The sequence below is a fragment of the Tardiphaga sp. 866_E4_N1_4 genome (assembly GCF_052076075.1).
GTDB lineage: Bacteria > Pseudomonadota > Alphaproteobacteria > Rhizobiales > Xanthobacteraceae > Tardiphaga > Tardiphaga robiniae.
In genome coordinates this window covers 4,724,428-4,745,210 of the sequence record NZ_CP197242.1, presented here as the reverse complement: position 1 = coordinate 4,745,210, position 20,783 = coordinate 4,724,428, and the positions used below count along the sequence as shown (strand labels likewise).

Annotated in this window: 19 protein-coding genes; 9 read left to right on the top strand and 10 right to left on the bottom strand. The window is 58.5% G+C overall.

Features of this window, described 5'->3' with window-relative positions; translation table 11 throughout:
* Window positions 1-354 precede the first annotated feature (354 nt).
* The 3 genes from AB8B20_RS22930 to AB8B20_RS22920 form a co-directional block, all read right to left on the bottom strand.
* Window positions 355-1,965, bottom strand: a complete 1,611-nt coding sequence (locus AB8B20_RS22930) for a hypothetical protein (RefSeq protein ID WP_439073469.1) — start codon at window positions 1,963-1,965, stop codon at window positions 355-357.
* Complete coding sequence (locus AB8B20_RS22925) at window positions 1,965-3,305, bottom strand: restriction endonuclease subunit S (protein ID WP_439073470.1); 1,341 nt, start codon at window positions 3,303-3,305, stop codon at window positions 1,965-1,967. Before AB8B20_RS22925 ends, AB8B20_RS22930 begins: the two co-directional genes overlap by 1 nt.
* 77 nt (window positions 3,306-3,382) lie before the next feature.
* Window positions 3,383-5,479 (bottom strand): restriction endonuclease subunit M, encoded by a 2,097-nt coding sequence (locus tag AB8B20_RS22920; protein WP_439073471.1) that lies wholly within the window; start codon window positions 5,477-5,479, stop codon window positions 3,383-3,385.
* A 476-nt stretch (window positions 5,480-5,955) separates the two neighbouring features.
* On the opposite strand from AB8B20_RS22920, the gene AB8B20_RS22915 reads away from it, so the two are divergent.
* Complete coding sequence (locus tag AB8B20_RS22915; RefSeq protein WP_439073472.1) at window positions 5,956-6,969, top strand: hypothetical protein; 1,014 nt, start codon at window positions 5,956-5,958, stop codon at window positions 6,967-6,969.
* A complete protein-coding gene (locus AB8B20_RS22910) occupies window positions 6,969-7,742 on the top strand; it encodes a hypothetical protein (RefSeq protein ID WP_439073473.1) in 774 nt (257 codons plus the stop codon). The genes AB8B20_RS22915 and AB8B20_RS22910 overlap by 1 nt, the downstream gene beginning before the upstream one ends.
* A 218-nt stretch (window positions 7,743-7,960) precedes the next feature.
* On the opposite strand, the gene AB8B20_RS22905 is transcribed toward AB8B20_RS22910, so the two are convergent.
* Entirely contained in the window at window positions 7,961-9,244 is a 1,284-nt protein-coding gene (locus tag AB8B20_RS22905; protein ID WP_439073474.1) for a tyrosine-type recombinase/integrase, read from the bottom strand.
* Between the two features lie 152 nt (window positions 9,245-9,396).
* Between AB8B20_RS22905 and AB8B20_RS22900 the strand changes: the two genes are divergently transcribed.
* Complete coding sequence (locus AB8B20_RS22900) at window positions 9,397-9,849, top strand: hypothetical protein (RefSeq protein ID WP_439073475.1); 453 nt, start codon at window positions 9,397-9,399, stop codon at window positions 9,847-9,849.
* Here the strand turns inward: AB8B20_RS22900 and AB8B20_RS22895 are convergent.
* The 3 genes from AB8B20_RS22895 to AB8B20_RS22885 all read right to left on the bottom strand — a co-directional run bounded on the left by AB8B20_RS22895 (window position 9,840) and on the right by AB8B20_RS22885 (window position 11,328).
* Window positions 9,840-10,433 carry an SCO family protein gene (locus AB8B20_RS22895; RefSeq protein WP_089266787.1) on the bottom strand — a complete coding sequence of 198 codons (594 nt, stop codon included), beginning with the start codon at window positions 10,431-10,433 and terminating at the stop codon, window positions 9,840-9,842. The genes AB8B20_RS22900 and AB8B20_RS22895 overlap by 10 nt on opposite strands.
* 32 nt (window positions 10,434-10,465) lie before the next feature.
* Window positions 10,466-10,660 (bottom strand): hypothetical protein, encoded by a 195-nt coding sequence (locus tag AB8B20_RS22890; RefSeq protein WP_089266786.1) that lies wholly within the window; start codon window positions 10,658-10,660, stop codon window positions 10,466-10,468.
* Window positions 10,661-10,869: 209 nt separating this feature from the next.
* Window positions 10,870-11,328: a hypothetical protein gene (locus tag AB8B20_RS22885; RefSeq protein ID WP_089266785.1), complete on the bottom strand. Its 459-nt coding sequence runs from the start codon at window positions 11,326-11,328 to the stop codon at window positions 10,870-10,872.
* A gap of 256 nt (window positions 11,329-11,584) precedes the next feature.
* On the opposite strand from AB8B20_RS22885, the gene AB8B20_RS22880 reads away from it, so the two are divergent.
* Entirely contained in the window at window positions 11,585-13,243 is a 1,659-nt protein-coding gene (locus AB8B20_RS22880; protein WP_439073476.1) for an FAD-binding dehydrogenase, read from the top strand.
* Between the two features lie 12 nt (window positions 13,244-13,255).
* On the opposite strand, the gene corA is transcribed toward AB8B20_RS22880, so the two are convergent.
* Entirely contained in the window at window positions 13,256-14,263 is a 1,008-nt protein-coding gene (gene corA / locus AB8B20_RS22875; protein ID WP_439073477.1) for a magnesium/cobalt transporter CorA, read from the bottom strand.
* A 283-nt stretch (window positions 14,264-14,546) separates the two neighbouring features.
* On the opposite strand from corA, the gene AB8B20_RS22870 reads away from it, so the two are divergent.
* The 5 genes from AB8B20_RS22870 to AB8B20_RS22850 all read left to right on the top strand — a co-directional run bounded on the left by AB8B20_RS22870 (window position 14,547) and on the right by AB8B20_RS22850 (window position 18,791).
* Window positions 14,547-14,870 (top strand): hypothetical protein, encoded by a 324-nt coding sequence (locus tag AB8B20_RS22870; RefSeq protein WP_439073478.1) that lies wholly within the window; start codon window positions 14,547-14,549, stop codon window positions 14,868-14,870.
* Window positions 14,867-15,670 carry a helix-turn-helix domain-containing protein gene (locus AB8B20_RS22865; RefSeq protein ID WP_439073479.1) on the top strand — a complete coding sequence of 268 codons (804 nt, stop codon included), beginning with the start codon at window positions 14,867-14,869 and terminating at the stop codon, window positions 15,668-15,670. Before AB8B20_RS22870 ends, AB8B20_RS22865 begins: the two co-directional genes overlap by 4 nt.
* Window positions 15,671-16,615: 945 nt before the next feature.
* Complete coding sequence (locus AB8B20_RS22860) at window positions 16,616-18,016, top strand: TAXI family TRAP transporter solute-binding subunit (protein WP_439073480.1); 1,401 nt, start codon at window positions 16,616-16,618, stop codon at window positions 18,014-18,016.
* A 25-nt stretch (window positions 18,017-18,041) separates the two neighbouring features.
* Window positions 18,042-18,221: a hypothetical protein gene (locus tag AB8B20_RS22855; RefSeq protein WP_315844440.1), complete on the top strand. Its 180-nt coding sequence runs from the start codon at window positions 18,042-18,044 to the stop codon at window positions 18,219-18,221.
* A 309-nt stretch (window positions 18,222-18,530) separates the two neighbouring features.
* Entirely contained in the window at window positions 18,531-18,791 is a 261-nt protein-coding gene (locus tag AB8B20_RS22850) for a hypothetical protein (RefSeq protein ID WP_439073481.1), read from the top strand.
* Window positions 18,792-18,842: 51 nt separating this feature from the next.
* Here AB8B20_RS22850 and AB8B20_RS22845 read toward each other — a convergent pair whose 3' ends face one another.
* A complete protein-coding gene (locus tag AB8B20_RS22845) occupies window positions 18,843-20,270 on the bottom strand; it encodes a carbohydrate porin (RefSeq protein ID WP_439073482.1) in 1,428 nt (475 codons plus the stop codon).
* Window positions 20,270-20,782 (bottom strand): DUF1003 domain-containing protein, encoded by a 513-nt coding sequence (locus AB8B20_RS22840; protein ID WP_439073483.1) that lies wholly within the window; start codon window positions 20,780-20,782, stop codon window positions 20,270-20,272. Before AB8B20_RS22840 ends, AB8B20_RS22845 begins: the two co-directional genes overlap by 1 nt.
* Between the last annotated feature and the right edge of the window lies 1 nt (window position 20,783).

The following is a 20,783-nucleotide window of genomic DNA, read 5'->3' as shown; positions in this document are numbered from 1 at the left end:
GGTACTCCTGGGTCGTAACGGATCCGGAACAATTTGTCTTAGCATTTTCATTGACGGTCTGCAGTGCCCGAAACCAATCTCTGCTCATCGTAGACGAACCCGAACTGCACATGAACAGGGCTATGTTGGTTCGCTTTTGGCGCGCCATCGAGCACACCCGTTCCGACTAACGGCCTCCCAACTTTTGCTCCGGAGGCGACAACGCGCGGACCCAGGCCGGGACAACGTACATCCGAGACCCGATACGCTTGCAAGCCGGTCTTCAGCCCTTCTACAGCGCGATGCGTCAGTACTAGCCGACGATGGCGGGCTGGAAATACTGAATGAATTTCGGACCCTTCGGTTTCACCATATCTATAGCCTGTAATAGTTCTCGAAAGCGCCGATTAACATTCCGACTAGCTCAAGATCGCTTGTGAACCGCAACTGCTGCCACGGGCGCAAATTAAAGCCTATCGAATTGTCTCCCTTCAGTTCATTCTGATCTGCTATCAGAATGAAGTTGTCTTGATCGCCCCCGCGGCCCTTGTTGAGACCCATCATGAAGCCAACTTCATGATAGACGTTCTTATTTCCTTGCGTGAGGTCAGCAATCAGCAGGCCGGAACCGTCAATGACACTGAGGATTTCATCGTTGATCGTATAGGAGTGCCCCTTGATGACCCGATCAATGCGGATTGGCTTCAAGGCTAGGTCGAGTTGAACGAGCGAGTGCTTGTCATTGACCTCGGCAATAGCTTTTTCGATGGCCTTGTAGACGTAATTTGTATGGGCCCCAAATTCCATAGAGACAAAGACATCTCGGCTACGCGCCCTGAGGATGCTTTCAAAGACTTCTACAAGGCTCGCCGCGTCCACAGCCTGCGTCTGGCCCAAATGATAGTGATAGCCTAGCCCGCGCGTTGTGCCGGCAGGGGTAAGTCTATCTATCCGATTGCTCGTCACCCAACGTGCGAAAGCGGGAAGCTGTGCACCATCGTTCTTATAGGCGAAGAATACGGCAGCCGTCAGCACTCCGTGGCATCCTGCTTCCCGCAGCTTCTGTTGCTGCGCGTCCTCGTACATTCCATTCGTGCGCTTCAACGCCTCGCGGATCGGACCTATCAGGGCTTTGATTTCTTCAGTAGTAGCTGCATTGCCAAGTGTTTCATCGCGCGCCATCAAGAACTGAGAAAGGCCGAGCGCTAATGTGTGGCGACTATCGAAGTGTTTGGTCAAACCCGACAGGAATCTGGGCTCGAACTCCGGCAGCAGTTTCCGCGCCATTAGGTAAGCAGGCCCAAGGCTCGGGTTATTTACGAGATCGGCATCGTTGAACAGCGACCCATCTCCCTCTTCAAGAATGAGTCGCAAATTCTCTTCCGAGGTCAAGGGTATCTGTTTAGCGTTGATGTTATGGAACACGACCTTTTCAAACTGCCGAGCAAGCATCGGGTCCTGATGCAACACGATGCAGAACGGGGTTCCGAGGTTATATGTGTCCTGCCCAGGTTTGAGGCCATTGGCAGCACTGAGGCGATGATTGCCGTCTATGCGAAAGAGCTTTACCTCATCTCCGGCGTCCAGTTCGCCCTCGGGCAGCTCCAGATACACCAGAGTTGGAGCGTTGACCCCGCCGACCGTCTCCAGCGCTTTCGGTAGCTTTGTTTGTTGCACGGTGATCTTAAGCCCGTTGACGTTGGAAACGAATCCCTTGCCCGTGAACAAGTCACCGAGTGGCTCCACCACGCGGCGGCGTGCCTTGTCGAAGTCGAACTTGAGAGAGGCGGACAGAACGACCTCTGGGAAGAATAGAAAATGCCGATCTGCAAGAAAGCGTTCGATTTCCGCCTTGTGGGTATCGATCAGATTGCGCTGATAGGCAGGATCGAAACGCGAGCAGCGGGCCAAGTCACCTAACGGTGCGACGCCTCGGATAACCAAAAAGCCGCCCAACGACGAGTGAAGAATGCCAGACAGGATCATCACCCAACTCCGTTCAACAATTTGGCCTCAAACCTCTGGCGAGCGGATCGCCACTTTTTCCCTGCCTCCTCCTGGAGTTCACGCGCCTGGCGTTTCCGGTCTTTTACCTCCTCCGCGATTCGCTGTTGCACATTCATCGGTGGGACAGGAATGCGTAGCTCGCCCAAAGTTGCGGAGTTTATCCCTGCCTGATTGTTGAAATAGGTGCTTAGCGCTTTGAAATAACCAAGCCCACGTAGAGCGTTCAACAGAGCGGCAAGATAGTAAGGGTCTATCAGATTTCCTAGAACGATCCGCGTCATGTGGTTTGAGCAAGCACATGCGGTGCCGATGTCGAAGACGGCTGTTTTCCCGACCCATTCTGCTGAGTTTGTATTGTTGAAAAGAACTTCGCCGGGCGCCAGAAGTTCGGCATCCGGCAAGCTCGCGCGAGGAACACTTTTTGTGCCTTCGAGCGTCAACTCACCGTAGCCATTGAGGTTGAGCGGGCGGAGGTGAGGTATCGAGGGAATACCATCGCGCGCTTGATCCTTCGAGCCTGCGGCAAAGCCGGAGCGAATTGATAGGGCCAAATCCCGCAGATGCGCACTGCGAAATGACGACTGTGCGATGGCCCTACGAAGCACTTCAAATCTTGGGCTGTTGTAGTCGGCATCCAATCTTTCTTTGACTGCCCGCCTGGTCACGGCAAAAATTGCGCGGCTCTCGCCTTGCGGACTGATTTGGAGATCATCAAGGACGAACGCGTCAACTCCCTTCGCTAGGACTCCGGAAGCTTGAAGTAGGTGATCGCGCTCAGCGAGCGTGGCCGCATAGTCCCGCAAGATGTCGCCCTGCACCGAGAGAGGAGGCAGAGGGATTTCGAGCTCCTTTAGCTCCTCCGCATTGACGTTGGACATTCCCGCAATCTGGCGGCTCACTTGATCGATCTGCATCCGTCCGGTTTCCGTGTTTAGGAAGGCCGATACGAAATCGGGCAAGGCCTTGCTGCGATCCAATCGGACACGGATGAGGTAGGAAGCGAATACCCAGTCGCCCGGCTCGTTGAAGACCTCACACTTGCCGACCAGCTCTTTAGAATTGGTGCGGTTGAACAGAATGTCGCCGGGCTCGAGCCTGTGTTTCTTCAGCGCGGCTTGCCCCAGCTCGATGTGCTTAAGGTCCGAAAGGTCCCAGCCGAGCGGTTGTAGATTGGTCATACGGATCATCGGCACGCCCGCGCCATCCGTGTTCGCGCGTTCGGAGATACCGTATTGGATGAATTCGGCTAGTGCGCCGATTTTTGCGAAAGGATATTTCGGGCTCGCGTATCGGATTTCCTTCCGCCGCTTCAACTCCAAGAATTGAGGGTCTAGTCTTGCGCCGGTTTCCCCCCGTTGCACCGCGAAGCAGATTGCCTGCCTTGCGGGAGCGGGGGCTAGACGAAAAAAGGTGCCGGGTCCTTTTGAAAAGCGGCGTACCGGCCTAGCAAGCCACTGCCAGGCGTTACCTCGCGGTGTCGTTCGTTCCAAGTCCCCGGCTTTCGTGCTTCGCCTGGTTTCCAATCATAGGTGACCCTCCAGTCGAAGAGATCGGAGCGGTGACGCTCGATCCGCACCGCCCCCGGCGTCTCGCTCAGCATCTCGATCTGATAAGTGTTTCGCCCGGCCGCGTCGTAGCCGATGTTCTCGGCCATCGCCATGAAGATAGGCTCGTCGTCGCGAGCCGCGCTGACCACGACGATGTCCTTGCCGTTACGCTTGGTCGTGGAGAAGGGGCGCTTCTCGAGGAAAACGACGCTAGACTTCACACCCGCGCCAAAATGGGCGAAGGCAAACTGCGGCAAAGATATCACAGCTAGCACCTTGAAGCGCTCAAGCAACCAATCGCGGACACCTTGGAGGCTGGCGTTAGTCAGGAGCCCATCGGGCAGGACAACGCCCGCCTGACCACCGGGCTTCAACAGCTGCCAGATGCGTTCGACATAGATAACCTCGGTCTTGACGCTGGCGCGTTGCTTAATTGCCTTCTTGCCGGACCGTGGGCTGCTTGCATCGTCGGAGTCGTCGTCGCCCGCAGTGCCTTTTGCGACATAGCGGGATAGCTCGTAGCCACTAAGGTAAGTATGCAGCTCTTCCTTGACCACGGCACCGAAGGGCGGGTTCGTCGTAATTTTCGAGAAACCTTTGGTCTCGTCACGTCTGCCGGTTGCCCGGTCAATACCCATGATCCTGGCGAACGTCTCATTACGGTCGGCAATTACCGTCAGGGGCTCCAAGGCGTCATTGCCGATCACGTTGGTATGGCCGTCGTCGTGGACGATCATGTTCATCTTGGCGACGCGCGCAATCTCCTCGTTGATCTCGATCCCGAAGAGCCTCTTTTCCGCAAAGTCATGCCAGTAGTTGAAATGCTTTGGGCTATCTCCGCTGTAGAATTCACTTGCCTGTCTACGAACGTGGTCGAGAGCATGAAGTAGGAAGCCGCCGGACCCGCACGCTGGGTCCATTACGGTGTCGTTGTTTTCGATCCCGAGCATCTGAATCGAGAAAGCGATGATGTTGCGAGGCGTGAAATACTGACCAAAATCGCCCTTGAAGAAGCCATCCATGAACTGCTCGAAGGCGACGCCCTTGGTATCAAGGTCGGTCGCCGTGAGATTCACCCCTTCAAGGTGGAGGACGACGTTCTTTAGGGTGACATCGTCAATCCTAATACTTTCGTTGAAGACTTCAGGATCGTTCGCCTGCTCGGCCTCGTAAAGCGCTCGGATGCGCTTAGCCAATCTGTCAGGTGTCTCATTGGTCTTAATCTGAAACTCGTAAGGCTCACCCTTCCGGCGTGGCTTCTTCTCGTCGCGAGTTTTCACAAAAATCAGCTTGCACAACTCGCCGAAGGCAGTGGGTGGGGACAACCGCCCGCCCCCCCAAAGGGTTTGATGGCATTTTCGAATGGTCTTGATGAGGTCGTCGCGACCCACCGCTGAAATATCGGGCTTCGGCGGTGCAGCGAGGTAATACTTGAACTCTTCCGGCTTGCCGTATTTTACGGGCAGGTCTGCGACGATGTTAGCTTCCCGCTCAAGCACCCCGAAGCGATCAGAGCAGTCATAGAAAGCACGGGTTTGGCCCGCGATCACACCGATATATTCAGCGCGGAATTTGTGTGCATGGCCGTTGCCGAAAGCCTGCTCAACGGCTTGCCGTAGTTCCGTGTCAGTAACCCCGTCACGCTTGCACTCGATGACGGCGAAAGGACGTGTACGTGCTTTGTCACGAAAAACGACGAGGTCTGCACGGTCGTGGGGGACACGATCTGGAACGGTCACTTCCACGCCGATGACCTCGGGGGCATACCCGTATCGATAGATCAGTTCGGCATAGTAAGACGCGCGAACCTTTTCCTCCGGGTCATTCCATCCTTCGGTCGTGTTGCTGGCAACATAGCGGATCTTTTCGCTTCGCCCCGACTGGATGAGTTGTAGGTGCCCATCCTCAAGAGCTTTCTCCACCCAACTCGCTGCTGCTTCGGCCATTCGTTAACTTGCCCCAAATCAAATCAATCCCGGCATGGACGTAGCACAAATTGAATTGGAAATTCCGATATTGCGCTCAGTCGGTTGCCGGAGCCTTACGAGGGGTCAGGCCGTGCTTTGGGACAAACCGCGCACTTTTGCAGACCGCAGAAACGGCGCCATATTCACCAGCTGCTGGCCAGCTTTCGAGATGCGCAACAAAAGACCGATATCCGGGCTTCGCAGCAAGGTCGGCGACGGATCATCAGTGGCCAGGCCATTGCCTCCGTAGCCCGTCAAAGAGGACTTTCTAGGGTACAACGAGTTAATGGCACGTGCACACCCGCGGCACGACACCTTTCAGTTGCAAGAAGCGGAGGACAACCCTATTTGGATGGAGATCCCAATCTAAGGCATTGCGGGGGCACTCGATGGCCGATTTTTTTGAGATAGATTTCATTCCCGTCCATCGCCGCGACAGTGGCGATGCGATCTCGATGCGCTACCAGGTCGGCAAGTCGTGGTCGGTGCATGCCGTCGACGGCGGCTTCAATTCCACGACCCCGCTTATCTCGGCCCACATCCGGAAGAACTACGGGACCGACCTTATCAACAGCGTCGTCGTCACGCACCCTGATCAAGATCACGCCGAAGGCCTTGCTGGCATCCTCGAAGACTTCAAAATCGGCGAACTGTGGATGCTGCGACCGTGGCAGTATGCGGACATCCTGCTTCCGCACTTCGCGCGGTACACGAGCGCGGACCGGCTGCGCGCGCGTCTGCGCGATGACTATCCGTACATCGCAAAGCTCGAAGAGATCGCCACGCGACGTAAGATCAAGATCTACGAGCCCTTTCAAAGCGCCGAGATCGGCGCATTCACGGTGCTCGCGCCGTCGTCAGAGCGGTACCTGAACCTCGTTCTTGAATCCGAGCGCACGCCACGACGCTCGATCCGCTCGAGATCGCAGAACCTCCTAGCTGGGCTTGTCGAGGCCGCGCGGCCGCTCGGCTCATTCAGCAGGGCCGGCTGGGGCTCCGAGAAGTTCTCGCCAGATGCGACGAGCGTCGAAAACGAGATGAGCGTCGTGCAGTACGCATACCTCTGCGATGAACGGATCCTGCTTACAGGTGACGCCGGGCGCGAGGGCATGAAAGAAGCGGCCGATTATCTCGAGAGCCGCGGCGTGCTGCTGCCGGGGATCGATCGTTTCCAGTTCCCGCATCACGGCGGACGGCGCAACATGTCGACCGAACTCATGGACCGCTGGGTAGGACCAAAGCTCCAGATTCCGGTGAAGAAAGGCGAAGAGCTGTTCACCGCCATGATCTCGTCCGCAAAGGAAGATCCAGAACATCCGCGAAAGGCTGTGATGCGCGCGCTCTATCACCGCGGCGCGCAAATTGCGACGACTGAAAATGGGCAATTCCGCACGCAGAAGAACGCACCGAATCGCGACGGCTGGACCGCGTTGAAGCAGCCGCCGTATCCGGACGAGCAGGAGGACTGATGTTCAAGGGACTTGATGCATATGCGTTAAAGGCGCGCTACTACCCAGCATTGCTCGCGACCATCCCCGCGCTCGTGGCGCTCGCGATCCTGATCTCCCGCGCGAAGTTCGGGCTCACGACCGGCATCGCCTCTCTTGCGATCCCGGTCCTCGTGTTCGCCGCGGCCGACATAGCGCGGCGGGTCGGCAAGCGGATTGAAGACGATATCTATGCGAAAAGCGGCGGTAAGCCGTCAGTCACGATGCTCCGATACTCCGACCACACCTTCGATGCGACATCGAAAGAGCAGTACCGCGCGTTCCTCTCGACGAAGATCAGCCTGCCGGTCCCGACCGAGGCAGCCGAGAGAAACAATATCAAAGCCGGCGATGCGTTTTACGAACGCGCCGGAGCATGGCTGCGTGAGAACACCCGGAGCACGAAGAAATTCGGCGTGCTGTTTGCGGAGAACGTAACGTACGGCTACCGGCGCAATCTGCTCGGCTTGAAGTGGCCGGCGCTCCTGACGAATATTGCGCTGGTGCTTCTTTCCGCGTTCCTGACATACAGAAAGGGAACGGTCGATACCGACGACGAGACGACAATCGCCCTTTTGATCGTGGTCGCTCTTGCCCTAGTGCATTCCACCTTCATGGCCTTCGGCGTTACACGCCAGAGCGTGATCGAGGCGTCCCGCACTTACGCGCGACAGCTAATCCTGTCGTGCGAGACCTTGATCGGAAAACGAAAGGAGTCGGAGAAATCGGTGAAGCAAAACGCAAAAGCTAAATGAACTCGAGCGTCCGTGAACTCTTGCGAACGAAGGCATGGAGCGCTCATCGCACGCCGTCGAAGAAGCTGCACTAGAGGACGTGACGATGTCCTATCTCCTCAGGTTTTCCCGATCAAAGCCGCTCAGTAGCGGACGCGATAATAAACGCGAGTTGCGCCAAACTCGCGCGGGGCAGAAGACAAGATCGCCCGTATTCGCGCTTTGGTGCTTGCGAATAATCATCCCGCCACCTGCGCCAGTGTAAAAACGTTATTAGAGTGATGGCGACCATCAATGATCCCCGCCAATCGACGGTCCCATGCCTCCAGAGCTGCAGTCTTTTGAGGAATGAGGTCAGATCGAACATAGTGCTTCACCAATGTTCTAGTATTCTTATCTCCTGGCTCATGGCCAAGAGTGACTGCGACAATGTCATAGTTGATTCCAATCTCAATAAGCTGAGTTGCCACGGTCCTTCGGATATCATGGGAAACAAAATGATTGAGCGGGATCCGCCTGCGCCTCGTTACAATCGCCGAACCGACATCATTGGAGCGAAGCGCCGCGCCGGTTTCGTTGATAAAAAGTGGCCCCGCTGTCACGGTCCGCAGCCGTTCGCTTAGGATCTTTCGAGCGATGCCAACGATAGGGGTGACGCGCGCCTTCTTATTTTTGGATCGAGCCGCAGGCAGTGTCCATTGCCAGCTAATTGAATTTAGCTCGTCGGCCCTCATGCCAGCTGTCTCGCCGATGCGGGCACCGAGACAAAGCTGCAGTCGAAGAGCATCAGCCATGTCGTCTGTAAGATCGGCGAAGTCAAGCCAATTCCAGAAAATCCTGATCTCTTCGGGAGACAGGATGCGATCTCGGGCCTCTCCTGAGCTATAAGCTTTGAGGCCGCGGATCGGGCTGCTGGACACGATATCTTGCGACGTGGCCCAATTGAACATCGCCCCGATCGATTGCCGTTGCTTTTCGGCCTCACGGGGCGCTCCTCGATCTGATACCGCATCCAGAAGGCCGCGAAGATCTCGCCGCTTGATGTCTTCCGCAGGTTTGTCAGTTATGCTCGACAACGCACGCTTCAATCGCAGGCTGATTTCATGCCGCGTTCGGAGTTTGCCGCAAGCTCTGCGGACGTACTCGTCAATAAGCTTGCCCACAGTCGTGCGGCAGGCGAGTTCCGCTCTTGCATGAGCCTCTTGTTCGAGCAGGTCCTTCCCCACTTGCGCTGCGCTTGTAAGAGCGGCTACGCGAGCTCGGGCATCCTCCAGAGTAACGGATGGGAATGATCCAAGAGCCTTACGCTTTACGGTTGGTGTCCCTCTGATCCGATAAGCTGCCTCCCAACTTTTTGCACCCGAAACGGCAACACGAACGCCCAAGCCGGGGCAGCGAATGTCCGAGACCCGATAAGCTTCTGGCCCGGGCTTCATCGCTTCGACAGCGCGGTGGGTCAGCACAATCCGGCGCGAACCACGATACGGTGCGTTTTTCAACAAAAGGACACCCTTTCTCTCCATCGCAACACCATCGCAACAAATTCCCAGGCTCAGCGCGAACGAATCAGGACGGTAGCAACCGACAACAGAATACTAAGCTATTGTTTTTACAGCGCAAATCTGCACGTCGGGAGATTTCAGCGCACGCCCACGGACGATACTTAAAAGGATGGATGCAGACCTGGGCCGTGCATATGCGCGATCCCCGAAAACTGTGGGACCAAGCCGGCGCGCGGGGATTCCTCGCACTCAACATCATCTTCGGCGGCAATATCCTGACGTCGCTGGCTTTTACGGTGCTGGTCGTCAAACTTATCGCCTGCCTGCTGCTTGCCGATAGCACCCTGCTGCTTGGCGACCGGCTGTCGTCACTGCACGTACTGGCCATCGCCTGCGGCTTCATCGCGACCTGCATCCTGGGCCTCACCGGCCTGATGCGCCGCGGCCGTCTGCGCGACGGCTGGATCCTCGCCCTGACGCCGATTTATTGGGGATGTCTCTCGATCGCGACCTGGCGCGCGCTGTGGCAATTCTGGACCCGGCGCCATCACTGGGAAAAGACCGAGCACGGTCTCGTGCATCGGACCGGCACGATGGCAGCGAACCGCAGGCGACCTCAGAGATAGCGTTTGAGATCCGTGGCCGCTTCTTCCGGCTTGCGCTTGAGGTTGAACGGCGCGACGAAATTGCCGTCGCGGTCCATCAGATAGATCAGCGCGGTGTGATCCATCGTATAGTCACCGTCCTTGGTCGGCACCTTCTTGGCATAGACGCGGTAGCCGGAAATCACCTTCGCTACCGCATCAGGCGTGCCGGTCAAACCCTTCAGGTGCGGATCGAAGCTCGACAGATATTCCTTCATGATCGGTGCCGTATCGCGCTCGGGATCGACCGAGACGAAATAGGTATTGATACGATCGGCGTCCTTGCCCATCGCGCGCAGCACTTCCGACATTTCGAACAGCGAGGTCGGGCAGATGTCCGGGCAATGCGTGAAGCCGAAGAAGACCAGCGTCGGCTTGCCCTTCAGGCTCTGCTCGGTGACGGTCTGGCCGGACTGATCGGTGAGCTGGAACGGACCGCCGATCGAGGCCGGTGCGGCGACATTGCGAAAACCACCCGTCAGCCACAACACGACCAGCAATCCCGCCGCGAGACTGCCGGCAAAGGCAGCAATGATCACCAGCGGCCGGGTGGTTCGATCAGTCATGGAATGTCCCCTGAATTACCCTTGGCAGCCGATCACATGCAGGCGGCGATGCCAGTCTTGATCATCTCGAAAAATACGGCCGTGCCGTAATGTGCCCACAGCCCGATGGCGCCCACCACAAGGAGCGCCACGAATGCCGCGGCCGATGCAACAATGACCGACGCAAGCCGTGACGGCCGCTCGGACGCGGGCATCGTGCTCTCAGGCGTCGATAAAGGCTGCACCATCAGACGATCTCATAACGGCCAAGGCCCGAGATCATTCAGGAGCCCGCCATCCTAGTTCCAGATAGGCTGAGATGACGGCGTGGGCAAGCGTTCCCGGCGCCGCAGGGCATCACGTCATGCTGATGGAATAAAGCTCAGATCGGTCTTTAGCTTTTTGTTCTGACGCGTTTTCTTGACGCGAACCGGCATCCACTTCACTCGAAAACGCTCTAGCGCGCGCTGGAGGCGTGGGCATCCATGTAACAGGGCTTGTACATGCCCATCAGCTGGCGGCCGCGCAGGAAGATCATCTGCGTCTTCAGCCCGCCGCGTTTGGAGATCCAGCGCCGGATCTGCGTCGGATACATCGAATACAGCATCTGGGTGGCTTCCGGATTGGTCACCGCGCGACCATTGGCACCCATGTCCCAGGCCGCATGAAAGCCGAGATTGGCATTGGAGGTGACGCAGATCCGGTCACGCGGAACCGCGCCGAGCACGATCGTACAGGCCGAGGCGCACAGGCCATCGATGATCACGGTTTCGCCGGAAGTGCGCAATCCCTGATATCTGTCGACATAGGTTCCGATCCGTCCGCCACGATCATCCGCGATGCGAACCACCGCGTGACTTGCCCCGACGCCCGCGAACAGCAAGACCGCCGCCAGCAAACCCGTAACGAACTTCATGTCCAGCCCCAAAACCTGTCGATCCCGAATCTGAGCGCCCTGGTGATGCAGGGCATGATCAGCGTGTTGCCAGATCGTGGCTTTGTCCAGACGAGCATGACGCTTCCAATGCGATTCAAATCGAGTGTTGCGCGCGGGATGCACCTCGTTCCGTCGCGGTATCAATCTGAAACAGCGCCGCCCTTCGCGCGCAATTTCCGTTGACCAAAGTTCCCGCGCCGACTTCAATCTCCATTAACAAAATGGGGGAAACAGTATGGCCGTTGATGCGGATGTCATCGTCGTCGGCGGCGGACTCGCGGGCCTTGTCGCGGCTACGGAAATTGCCGATGCCGGCAAGCGCGTTGTCGTGGTCGATCAGGAAGGCGAGCAGAATCTCGGCGGCCAGGCGTTCTGGTCGTTCGGCGGTTTGTTCTTCGTCGACTCTCCGGAACAGCGGCGCCTTGGCATCAAAGACTCCTATGACTTAGCCCTGCAGGATTGGAATGGCACGGCCGGCTTCGATCGCGACGAGGACCTCTGGCCACGGCGCTGGGCCGAAGCCTATGTCGCTTTCGCCGCCGGCGAGAAACGCGACTGGCTGCGCGCGATGGGCCACCGCGTGTTTCCCGTGGTCGGCTGGGCCGAGCGCGGCGGCTATGACGCGATGGGCCACGGCAATTCGGTTCCGCGCTTTCATGTCACCTGGGGCACTGGCCCCGGCATCGTCGAGCCGTTCGAGCGGCGTGCGCGCGAGGCACAGAAGAAGGGCCTGCTGAGTTTCAGGTTCCGCCACCGCGTCGATGCGCTCAGCGTGACCAACGGAACTGTCGATGGCGTCACCGGCGCGATCCTCGAACCATCCAACACCGAGCGCGGCGAAAGCAGCTCGCGCGACGTGATCGGCGACTTCTCGTTGCGTGCGCAAGCCGTGATCGTCGCCTCCGGCGGCATCGGCGGCAATCACGATCTGGTGCGCCAGAACTGGCCGAAGCGCCTCGGCGAACCGCCGAAGCGCATGATCTCCGGCGTGCCCGCCCATGTCGACGGCCGCATGATGGGCATCACGGAAGCCGCCGGTGCGCGGCTGATCAATCGCGATCGCATGTGGCACTATGTCGAGGGCATCGAGAACTGGAATCCGATCTGGCCGAAACACGGCATCCGCATCCTGCCCGGCCCGTCGTCGATGTGGTTCGACGCCACCGGCAAGCGGCTGCCGGCGCCGCTGTTTCCGGGCTCCGATACGCTCGGCCAACTGCAATATATCCAGTCCACTGGCTATGATTATTCATGGTTCGTGCTGACGCAGGCGATCATCAAGAAAGAGTTTGCGCTCTCGGGCTCCGAGCAGAATCCCGATCTCACCGGCAAGAGCTGGCTGATGACCGCGCGCCGCGCCACCAACAAGGGTGCGCCAGCGCCTGTCGAAGCCTTCAAGGATCACGGCATCGACTTCGTGGTGCGCGACAATCTCGACGATCTCGTCAGCGCCATGAATGCGCTGACCGGCGACAATCTGCTGAAGCTCGATGAGATCCGCATGCAGATCGAGGCGCGTGACCGCACCATGGCCAATCCCTACGTCAAGGATGCGCAGGTGATGAACATCCACAATGCGCGCAAATATATCGGCGACCGCCTGATCCGCACCGCGAAGCCGCATCGCATTCTCGATCCCGCGCAGGGCCCGCTGATCGCCGTGCGGCTCAACATCCTGACGCGCAAGACGCTGGGCGGTTTCGAGACCGATCTGGACTCGCGCGTGTTCGGCAGCAACGGCCAGATCATGCCAGGGCTCTACGCGGTCGGCGAAGCTGCCGGCTTCGGCGGCGGCGGCATGCACGGCTATCGCTCGCTGGAAGGCACGTTTCTCGGCGGCTGTCTGTTCACGGGTCGCACCGCCGGGCGCGCAGCGGCGAAGGCGGTGGGGTGATCGGTCTCCCGCTCACAGCCATCCGTTGCGCTTGAAGCGGGTATACAGGTAACCGCAGATCGCGGCGATGCCGCCCAGCACCACGTAATAACCGTAAGCCCATTTCAGCTCCGGCATGTGTTCGAAATTCATGCCGTAGATTCCGGCAATCGCCGTCGGCACCGCCAGGATCGCCGCCCAGGCCGCAAGCCGGCGGGTAATCTCGGTCTGCTGCGACTGCCCTGACATCAAGCTGGCTTCAAAGGCAAAGGCCAGCACTTCGCGCAGCGAATCGATATCTTCTTCCGCGCGTTTGACGTGATCCAGCACGTCGCGGAACAGCGGCTTCATGTCATCGTCGATGAACAGGATATCGATATGTTCGAGTCGGTGACAGACATCGACCAGCGGTCCGACCGCGCGACGAAGGCGCAATAGCTCGCGGCGCAGCTTGTAGAGCCGCTCGAATTCGGCCCGCGTCAGCATGCGGTGCAGGACACCATCCTCGAGCTCGTCGATCTCTGACAGGATGGATTCGATGACTGGACGATAGTTGTCGACGATGAAATCGAGAATTGCGTAGAGGATGTAGTCTTCGCCGTGCGTCAGGTTTGTCGGGCAAGCCTCGCATCGCTCGCGGACAGACGCATAGGACGTCGAGGCGCCATGGCGCACGGACACGACGTAGCCTTTACCCAAGAAGATGTGCGTCTCGCCGAAAGCAACAGTCTGATCGACCAGTTGCGCCGTTCGCGCGACGATGAAGAGCGCCTCGCCATATTGCTCGACCTTGGGGTGCTGATGCGACTTCAGCGCGTCCTCGATGGCGAGCGGATGCAGATCGAATTGCGCGCGCAGTTTTTCGAGCAGTTCAAGGGACGGTTCAAACAGCCCGATCCAGACGACATGGCCCGGCTTCTGCGCCCAGACGCCCGCCTCCTCGACGGGGATATCCGCAACACGGCGGCCACCGGCATAGACGCTGGAGGCGACAACGCCCGGGACATTGCCGGCGGTTGCAGCTGAGAGGGGAAACGTCATGCAAGAACCCTGTGTTGTGCGAACAGCAACGGGCGCCTTTGAAGAACGGCGGGAATGCCAAACCGTTCAATCGCCATGCGGCACCGATCATCTGGAATGAATGAGGGGGCTGGAGCGGACGGAGGGAATCGAACCCTCGTATGCAGCTTGGGAAGCTCAACGTTTTTAAAGAACGTCAGGGACTTAGCTGCAAAACATGTACTTTACCTCTCAAACGAGATCAATGCGTTAGAAGCCAAAAGCAAAACTTCGCGACCCCTCCTGTTGCACCGGGAGTGGCAGTATGAAGGACGCGGGTGGGCGGCATCACACCTCGGAAGCACGCGCCAAAATCGCGGCCTCCAACCGCGCTCGCTGGACTAACCCTGCTAAACGAGCGGAAGTCAGCGTGGCGACGAAAGCCCGAATGGCCGACCCGGCGGTGCGACAGCGCATCAAGGACGGTATGCGCAATGCTGCGCAGCAGGCCGGCGAACTGCAGGCCTTGACAGCGGCATGGCAAGCCGTGTCTTCCGCCACGCGTCGGCGATTTTTATCCGATCTGATCTTGCCCATCAGTTCCGCGCCGGCCCTCGCGAGAGATACGGACGGCGAGGTCGTGACATGAGCTGGGAAGCGACCAATTGGGCTACCCAACTGCGCGTCGGGTCGCCGATAGACAAGTTGTGCTTGCTGATGCTCGGTAATCGTGCCGATCAAGATGGCGTTTGCTGGCCGTCACAAGCACGTCTGGCGGACGAAGGCGAGATGTCGGCCGATACAGTGCAGCGTAGCCTGAAGCGCCTGGAGGAGGCCGGATTCATCCGTCGAAGCCGATCGCTTAAGACGCGGGGGCGAAAAGGATATGTTTATCAGCTGATGATGCCCCATGTTGTAGGCGAGAAGGCCGCACAAAGCGGCCTTCCTAAAATCGCTGAGCAAAAACAAGCTCAGAAGGCCGCTGTGAGCGGCGTACCTCCAAAGCAGAGTAGGCCGCACAAACCGGCTTCACTACCTCGCACAGAGCGGCCTAAGTACTCCGCACAGAGCGGCCTAGAATCTTCACTTGAATCATCAATTGAACCTTCAGTGAAAATTCCAGTCAAAGGGGCGGCCGAAACTCAGGGACGCGAGAAACTGGCGCAGCACGCCTTTCCGATACCGGACGTCGTCGCGTCGTGCCTCCGCAGGAAGCTTGGCAATGATCGGTATGCGGCATGGTTCAGTGATGTCGTTGTGATCGCCAGTGACTGCGGCAAGGTCACCCTATCTGCCGGGACCAAGTTCAGGTCCGATCGCATCAACTCAAATTACGACGTTGACCTTGTTCAGGCTTGGCAGACGCTCGATCCAGAGATTCGTCGCGTAACCGCGATCGCGGGTCTCCCTCGTCCGCAGGACGAACGTACTGCTGCCTCCAGCAACTAACGGGAACGATGATGTTCGATACAAGAAGCGAAGCTCGAGGTCAGGTTCTACGGTGCTTCGACAATCTTCTCGGCGCTCTCGGCGGCGGCCCCGCCCGCGCTGTCATGACGCGCACGCTCAATCATGAGGGTGACAAGCCGAGATTGCTGAGACCTTCACGAAGGGCAGCGCATGAACCGCTGGTCGCATTACCCATGAGATCTCCCCTGTGTTCCCGAAGTAACCGTTGGAGACAAGTCATGGGTGTCAGAGTGGCTATGCTAGGCGTGGCGGCCGGGGCTCTCGGTAAGCGGCATGCTCCCCACCCCCATGTAGGGACCGTATCCCGCGTTTTTCGTGTTCCACGGGGTCGCAGCCCCTGGGATTTCGCCAGTAGATCACCTCGCAAGCGGTACACGCGAACGCGTGGGCTGCACGCGTCTGCACGCCTCAATACACGGTTGCGAGCCCCGGGCGCAGAGCGGCCTCGGAACACATCGGGCTCGCTCGGTTTGACATAGGCCGAACCGAGGAGCGGACAATGCAATCCAGATCACTGGCCTTCCTGACAGCGGCGATCGTCGCAATCTCATCTCCGGTCTATGCCCAAGGTGGCGGGGGTGGCGGTTCTGGAGGAGGCTCAACGAGCGGTAATGGGCCTTCAGGTAGCGGCGTCGGATCGTCTGGCCCAGGTACGGTTCGCGCTGGCGGAGCCGCCGCGAACTCCGGCAACATCGGGACCGGCAACGTCAACAGCGTCACCGCAGCGCCGTCATCTTCCACTAGCTCGCCGTCATATGGACAGTCCCCTTCCGGGGCCGCTGCGACCAGGTCGCTGAGCAGCACGAACACGGGCGTGATGGTTAATCCGAATGCCGCACCGCCTTCCTCAGCGAACAGCGGTGCGAGCGTCGCGCCAGCCGGTCGGATCGGGGACAAAATGCCAAGCCGGGATGAGAAGTAGGAATGGCCCAGAGCCAATTGCATTCACGTGAACAACGAGCGCGCAGGCGCCGGCGCGCGTCGCGAACCTTTGCAGGCTTCGTCGCTGCGAGCGTGATGCTTTGCGTCGGACTTGCAGCCGTCTCGATATATCTTATTAACCGCCCGATCACCCTTCGTGTCGCGGTCGGCCCGGCCGGCGCCGATGATGCGAGATTCCTGCAAGCGATGGCGCAGACATTCGCGCGCGAGCGCGACCACATCCGCCTTGCGTTGATTCCCACCGAGGGTCCGGAATCATCACTCATCATGCTAGGAGACCGCAAAGCGGATCTGGCAGTGGCTAGGGCCGATCTGCCGATGCCCGTCGGCAGCGAAGCCGTCGCTATCCTTCGCAAGAACTATGTTGTGATTTGGTCAGTGCCGAGGCCCGGGGAAAGCAAGGGTCATCGGGCGCATGAGGCCATCAAGGCACTAGACAATCTTCCGGGGCATCGGATCGCCATCATAGGTAAGACCTCTGCAAACCTCTCGCTCCTCAGACTGCTGCTGGCCGAGGCCGGCGTCGCATCGGATAAGATCGAGATGGTGCAATACGGCACCAATGATCTCGCGGCGATGGCGCAGGATTCCAAGAATGACGCCTTCATGGCCGTAGGGCCACTCCAGAGCAAAGTAACAGCGGATGCAATCGCGTTGACCGCGCGCAGCCGGGGTGAGCCGCACTTCTTGAGCGTTGACGTATCGGAGGCTATCGCACAAAAGCATCCAGTGTTTGAATCCGCGGAAATCCCGGGAAGTACGTTCAACACGTCCCCCGCTAGGCCCGACGACAAGATAGAGACGGTCAGCGTCGACCACCTCGTTGTTGCGCCTAAATCGCTTGCCGAGACCACCGTCGTCTCGCTGACGCGCCAGATGTTCGTCGCAAGGCCCGCGCTGCTGCGGGAGTTGCCCGGAATCGCGACGCTGGAGAAGCCGAACACGGACAAGGACGCAACCATTCCAGCGCACCCGGGGGCTGCGGCGTATATCGATGGCACGGACCGAACCTTCCTCGAGCGCTATAGCGATTTTTTGTGGGGTGGGCTGTTGTTGCTGTCCGGCTTGGGCTCAGGGGGGGCATGGCTACGCAGCTATTTGAAGCGTGATGAGACAAATGCCTATCTCGCGTCCCGCGATCGCGTGCTGGACATGATTGAAGCGTCGCGCGAGGCGGCCACCCCTCAAGAGCTCGAAGATATGCAGATTGCGATAGATGACGTGTTGCGAGAAACACTCGACTGCTACGAAGACGGAGCAATCGAAGAAGCTGCGCTGCTGGCGTTCGGGCTCGTTCTCGAGCAATTCCACTTTGCTGTTTCCGACAGGCGCCAAGTTTTGGCCGATCGGCGCGCCTTGCAGAAATTAGCCGCTTCAGAGTAGTAATCCCTTCGAGCAGGGTATTTTTATGAGAAACTGGAAAGACGATATTGAGCTCGACTGGACGCTCCGCGACATCTACGCCAACCGACTAAAGATGTCACCGATCACAGAAGACCAATTGAGCGAGCTCCTCGATATGGGGCTAGTCGAGGTGGTGAACGACCAGGTGAAGTTGACTGAGGCGGGATACCGGAAGATTAGCTGAGGGATGCGATGGCCAGACGCGCGATTAACAAAACCTGGACGCCTGAAGACGTTAACCGATTGATCAGCCTCGCCGAAAGCGGCGCAACAGTGCTGCGAGCCGCTGCGGCCCTCGGGCGGCCGGCGACGGCGGTCCAAAACAAAGCGCGACAATTAGGAAAGCGCTGGTTGGCATTCGGCAGGCGAGGGCAACTGCCCGAGGCCTTATCGAAACCAAGTAACACCCTGATATCGTCCTAAACCCTTTCTGGCCTTCCAGTGTTTTGATTCGCGAAAATCCCCGAATAGTACGTTGAACACGGACGCCGCCATGCTCGACGACAAGATCAAGACGGTCTGCGTCGATCGCCTCATTTTTGCGCCAAAATTGCAGGCCGAGACTAGTGTAGTCTCGCTGGCGCGCCAGATGTTCGTCGCACGGCCTGCGCTGCTGCGCGAACTGCCCGGCGTCGCGACGCTGGAGGAGCCGGACACGAACAAGGACGCAACCTTCCAGCGCCCGGGGACTACTGTCTCTATCGACGGCTCACACCCTCTTCAAATCATGGGCGGGAGTTTCACTGCCCGCTAGGGCGAGCCCAATATTTTTAGCTGTTGCACCGAGACAGTGCGGCTGCAAGTTTCAGAATTTCACGACAGTCCGCAAACCGAGAACAGCGGCATCTTTCAAGACCAAACCTGGCGTTGAGCTCAGCGGGTTCGTTGCACCGCCGCCCGGCCGGACGATGTATTGCACATTGGGTTGCAGGGACCAGCCAGGGCGGATCTCGTACTGATAGGCTGTCGTGATCATGACCTCGGACGTTCTCACGGGCCAAGACGGGTCGGTATATAGGCGGTAATCTGCGTCCAGGGCGCGAGCTTCCCGTGAGACGTGTGTGTAACCAATCGAGACGCCGAACTTGTCGTTCGGCCGCGCGTCGCTCGGCCCGATCCATTCGAGCCCCCCATCGGCATAGAAATCGACCAGGTTGCGGTCGGACGGACTGAAAGACGCTCGCGCAAAGACACCGACGCCGCGATCGTCACTGCCCCGAACACGGTACAGCTGTTGTTCCAAAACGGCCCACAAACCGTAGTTACCCGACAGATATGCCGGAATGCCAGATGTAGTTGGATGCGCCAGAGATCGCCCGTCTGCCGTAAAGCGCTCGTCCGCAAAAGCGCCAAAATGTCGCCAGCCGCCGAGCTTCAGGGTGCCGGCGAGATGCTCATCACCTTTGTGATTGTTCCATGCGTACTGCAGCTGCCCCAGCAGAAGCGGGGGATCGTTGATACGGAAATTGACGCCGTACCGATTGCGCAGCTGCGGATCGTCCAACCCGGGTCCCGAGGAATCGCCATTGAAAACCGCGCCCTGAACCGTCCAGGCTTCCGACAGGTTGACCTGGAGCCGCGCTCCGAGCGCGGCGAGGGGTGGCGATGGACCGCCGCTCGGAAGGTTGATCGAGGTGATCGCCGGCCAACCCAGGGATGCATTGGTGAAAACGTCAGTATATTTGGTGTTGAAGAACTCGCTGTCGGCGGCTAACTGCCCGACTTTGAGCGACGCGATATTATCACCCCACTTTTGCTCGAACCACATTTCGTACAGACGTGTGGTCGGTAGGGCCTCGATGCCGCTCACGACCATAAAATTCTGCAGATAGCTGCGCGACAGCCCATCTCCGTGAATTTGAAACAGGTTGGCGTGAAATGTTAGCTTCGATAGGCCAACGAGTTTTTCGAGATCCGCGTCCACCGCGAGATTGAGACGCCCCTCATATATAGCGCCCTGACGGACGCCGCCGGAAACGTTCCCAAGCGTCTCCCCGATGTACGTGGCCGCGAACTTGATGCCGCGGTCAACAAAGGGATTTGGCAGTACTCCCAGTGTCGTCTCTTCGATGGTGCTCTGACCAGTATCCGGATCGGCTGGCTTGTCGTCGTCAGTCTTTTTATCTTCCTGCGCCCAAGCGCCCGCCGGGACGATACATCCAAGCAGCACGTATATGCAAAGGCGACACAGACGGCCGCGTGCACGCCGGACCGGGTCGGCAGCGAAAACCATCACTCTTCCCGCGCGCGGATATGTTGGGCGATCTTTTCCACATTGGTTTCGCCTGCGAGGACATCGACCTTTTGCTCTTCTTCGACATCTAGCTTTTCGGCCACCTTACGCAGGAGCCGGAGGATCGCCGTCGCTTCCTCTTCAGCCAACAGGTTGATTTGCAGGTCAAGGTGATTGCGACGGTCAGATTGCAGATCATTGGCGCTTTGCCGGATCAGCACAAAGGACGTGAGCAACACCGCTTCCAGGGCGAGCACGGCTGATAATAACGGAAACGGGTAGGGATCGAAGGGGCTCGGGAGACTAAGAGGGCCCGCATTCAGCACCACCCATACGACCAGGCAGAAGCACTGGAGAATAATGAAATACACGGTACCGACAAACCAGCCGACCGCATGAAATGACTTTTGCAGCGCCGACATCGACTGCTGATCGTCATGTTCAAGTTTTAGGATGGACTCGATATTGCGAGCTTCCGAACCTGAGCGTTTGACTGGCCGCGCGGAGGACAAG

Bases quoted from the DNA above. Each gene is read 5' to 3' on its own strand.
- AB8B20_RS22930 (WP_439073469.1), bottom strand. From the start codon at position 1,965: ATGATCCTGTCTGGCATTCTTCACTCGTCGTTGGGCGGCTTTTTGGTT.
- AB8B20_RS22920 (WP_439073471.1), bottom strand. From the start codon at position 5,479: ATGGCCGAAGCAGCAGCGAGTTGGGTGGAGAAAGCTCTTGAGGATGGG.
- AB8B20_RS22915 (WP_439073472.1), top strand. From the start codon at position 5,956: ATGCGCTACCAGGTCGGCAAGTCGTGGTCGGTGCATGCCGTCGACGGC.
- AB8B20_RS22910 (WP_439073473.1), top strand. From the start codon at position 6,969: ATGTTCAAGGGACTTGATGCATATGCGTTAAAGGCGCGCTACTACCCA.
- AB8B20_RS22905 (WP_439073474.1), bottom strand. From the start codon at position 9,244: ATGGAGAGAAAGGGTGTCCTTTTGTTGAAAAACGCACCGTATCGTGGT.
- AB8B20_RS22900 (WP_439073475.1), top strand. From the start codon at position 9,397: ATGCAGACCTGGGCCGTGCATATGCGCGATCCCCGAAAACTGTGGGAC.
- AB8B20_RS22895 (WP_089266787.1), bottom strand. From the start codon at position 10,433: ATGACTGATCGAACCACCCGGCCGCTGGTGATCATTGCTGCCTTTGCC.
- AB8B20_RS22890 (WP_089266786.1), bottom strand. From the start codon at position 10,660: ATGGTGCAGCCTTTATCGACGCCTGAGAGCACGATGCCCGCGTCCGAG.
- AB8B20_RS22885 (WP_089266785.1), bottom strand. From the start codon at position 11,328: ATGAAGTTCGTTACGGGTTTGCTGGCGGCGGTCTTGCTGTTCGCGGGC.
- AB8B20_RS22880 (WP_439073476.1), top strand. From the start codon at position 11,585: ATGGCCGTTGATGCGGATGTCATCGTCGTCGGCGGCGGACTCGCGGGC.
- corA (WP_439073477.1), bottom strand. From the start codon at position 14,263: ATGACGTTTCCCCTCTCAGCTGCAACCGCCGGCAATGTCCCGGGCGTT.
- AB8B20_RS22870 (WP_439073478.1), top strand. From the start codon at position 14,547: ATGAAGGACGCGGGTGGGCGGCATCACACCTCGGAAGCACGCGCCAAA.
- AB8B20_RS22865 (WP_439073479.1), top strand. From the start codon at position 14,867: ATGAGCTGGGAAGCGACCAATTGGGCTACCCAACTGCGCGTCGGGTCG.
- AB8B20_RS22860 (WP_439073480.1), top strand. From the start codon at position 16,616: ATGGCCCAGAGCCAATTGCATTCACGTGAACAACGAGCGCGCAGGCGC.
- AB8B20_RS22855 (WP_315844440.1), top strand. From the start codon at position 18,042: ATGAGAAACTGGAAAGACGATATTGAGCTCGACTGGACGCTCCGCGAC.
- AB8B20_RS22850 (WP_439073481.1), top strand. From the start codon at position 18,531: ATGCTCGACGACAAGATCAAGACGGTCTGCGTCGATCGCCTCATTTTT.
- AB8B20_RS22845 (WP_439073482.1), bottom strand. From the start codon at position 20,270: ATGGTTTTCGCTGCCGACCCGGTCCGGCGTGCACGCGGCCGTCTGTGT.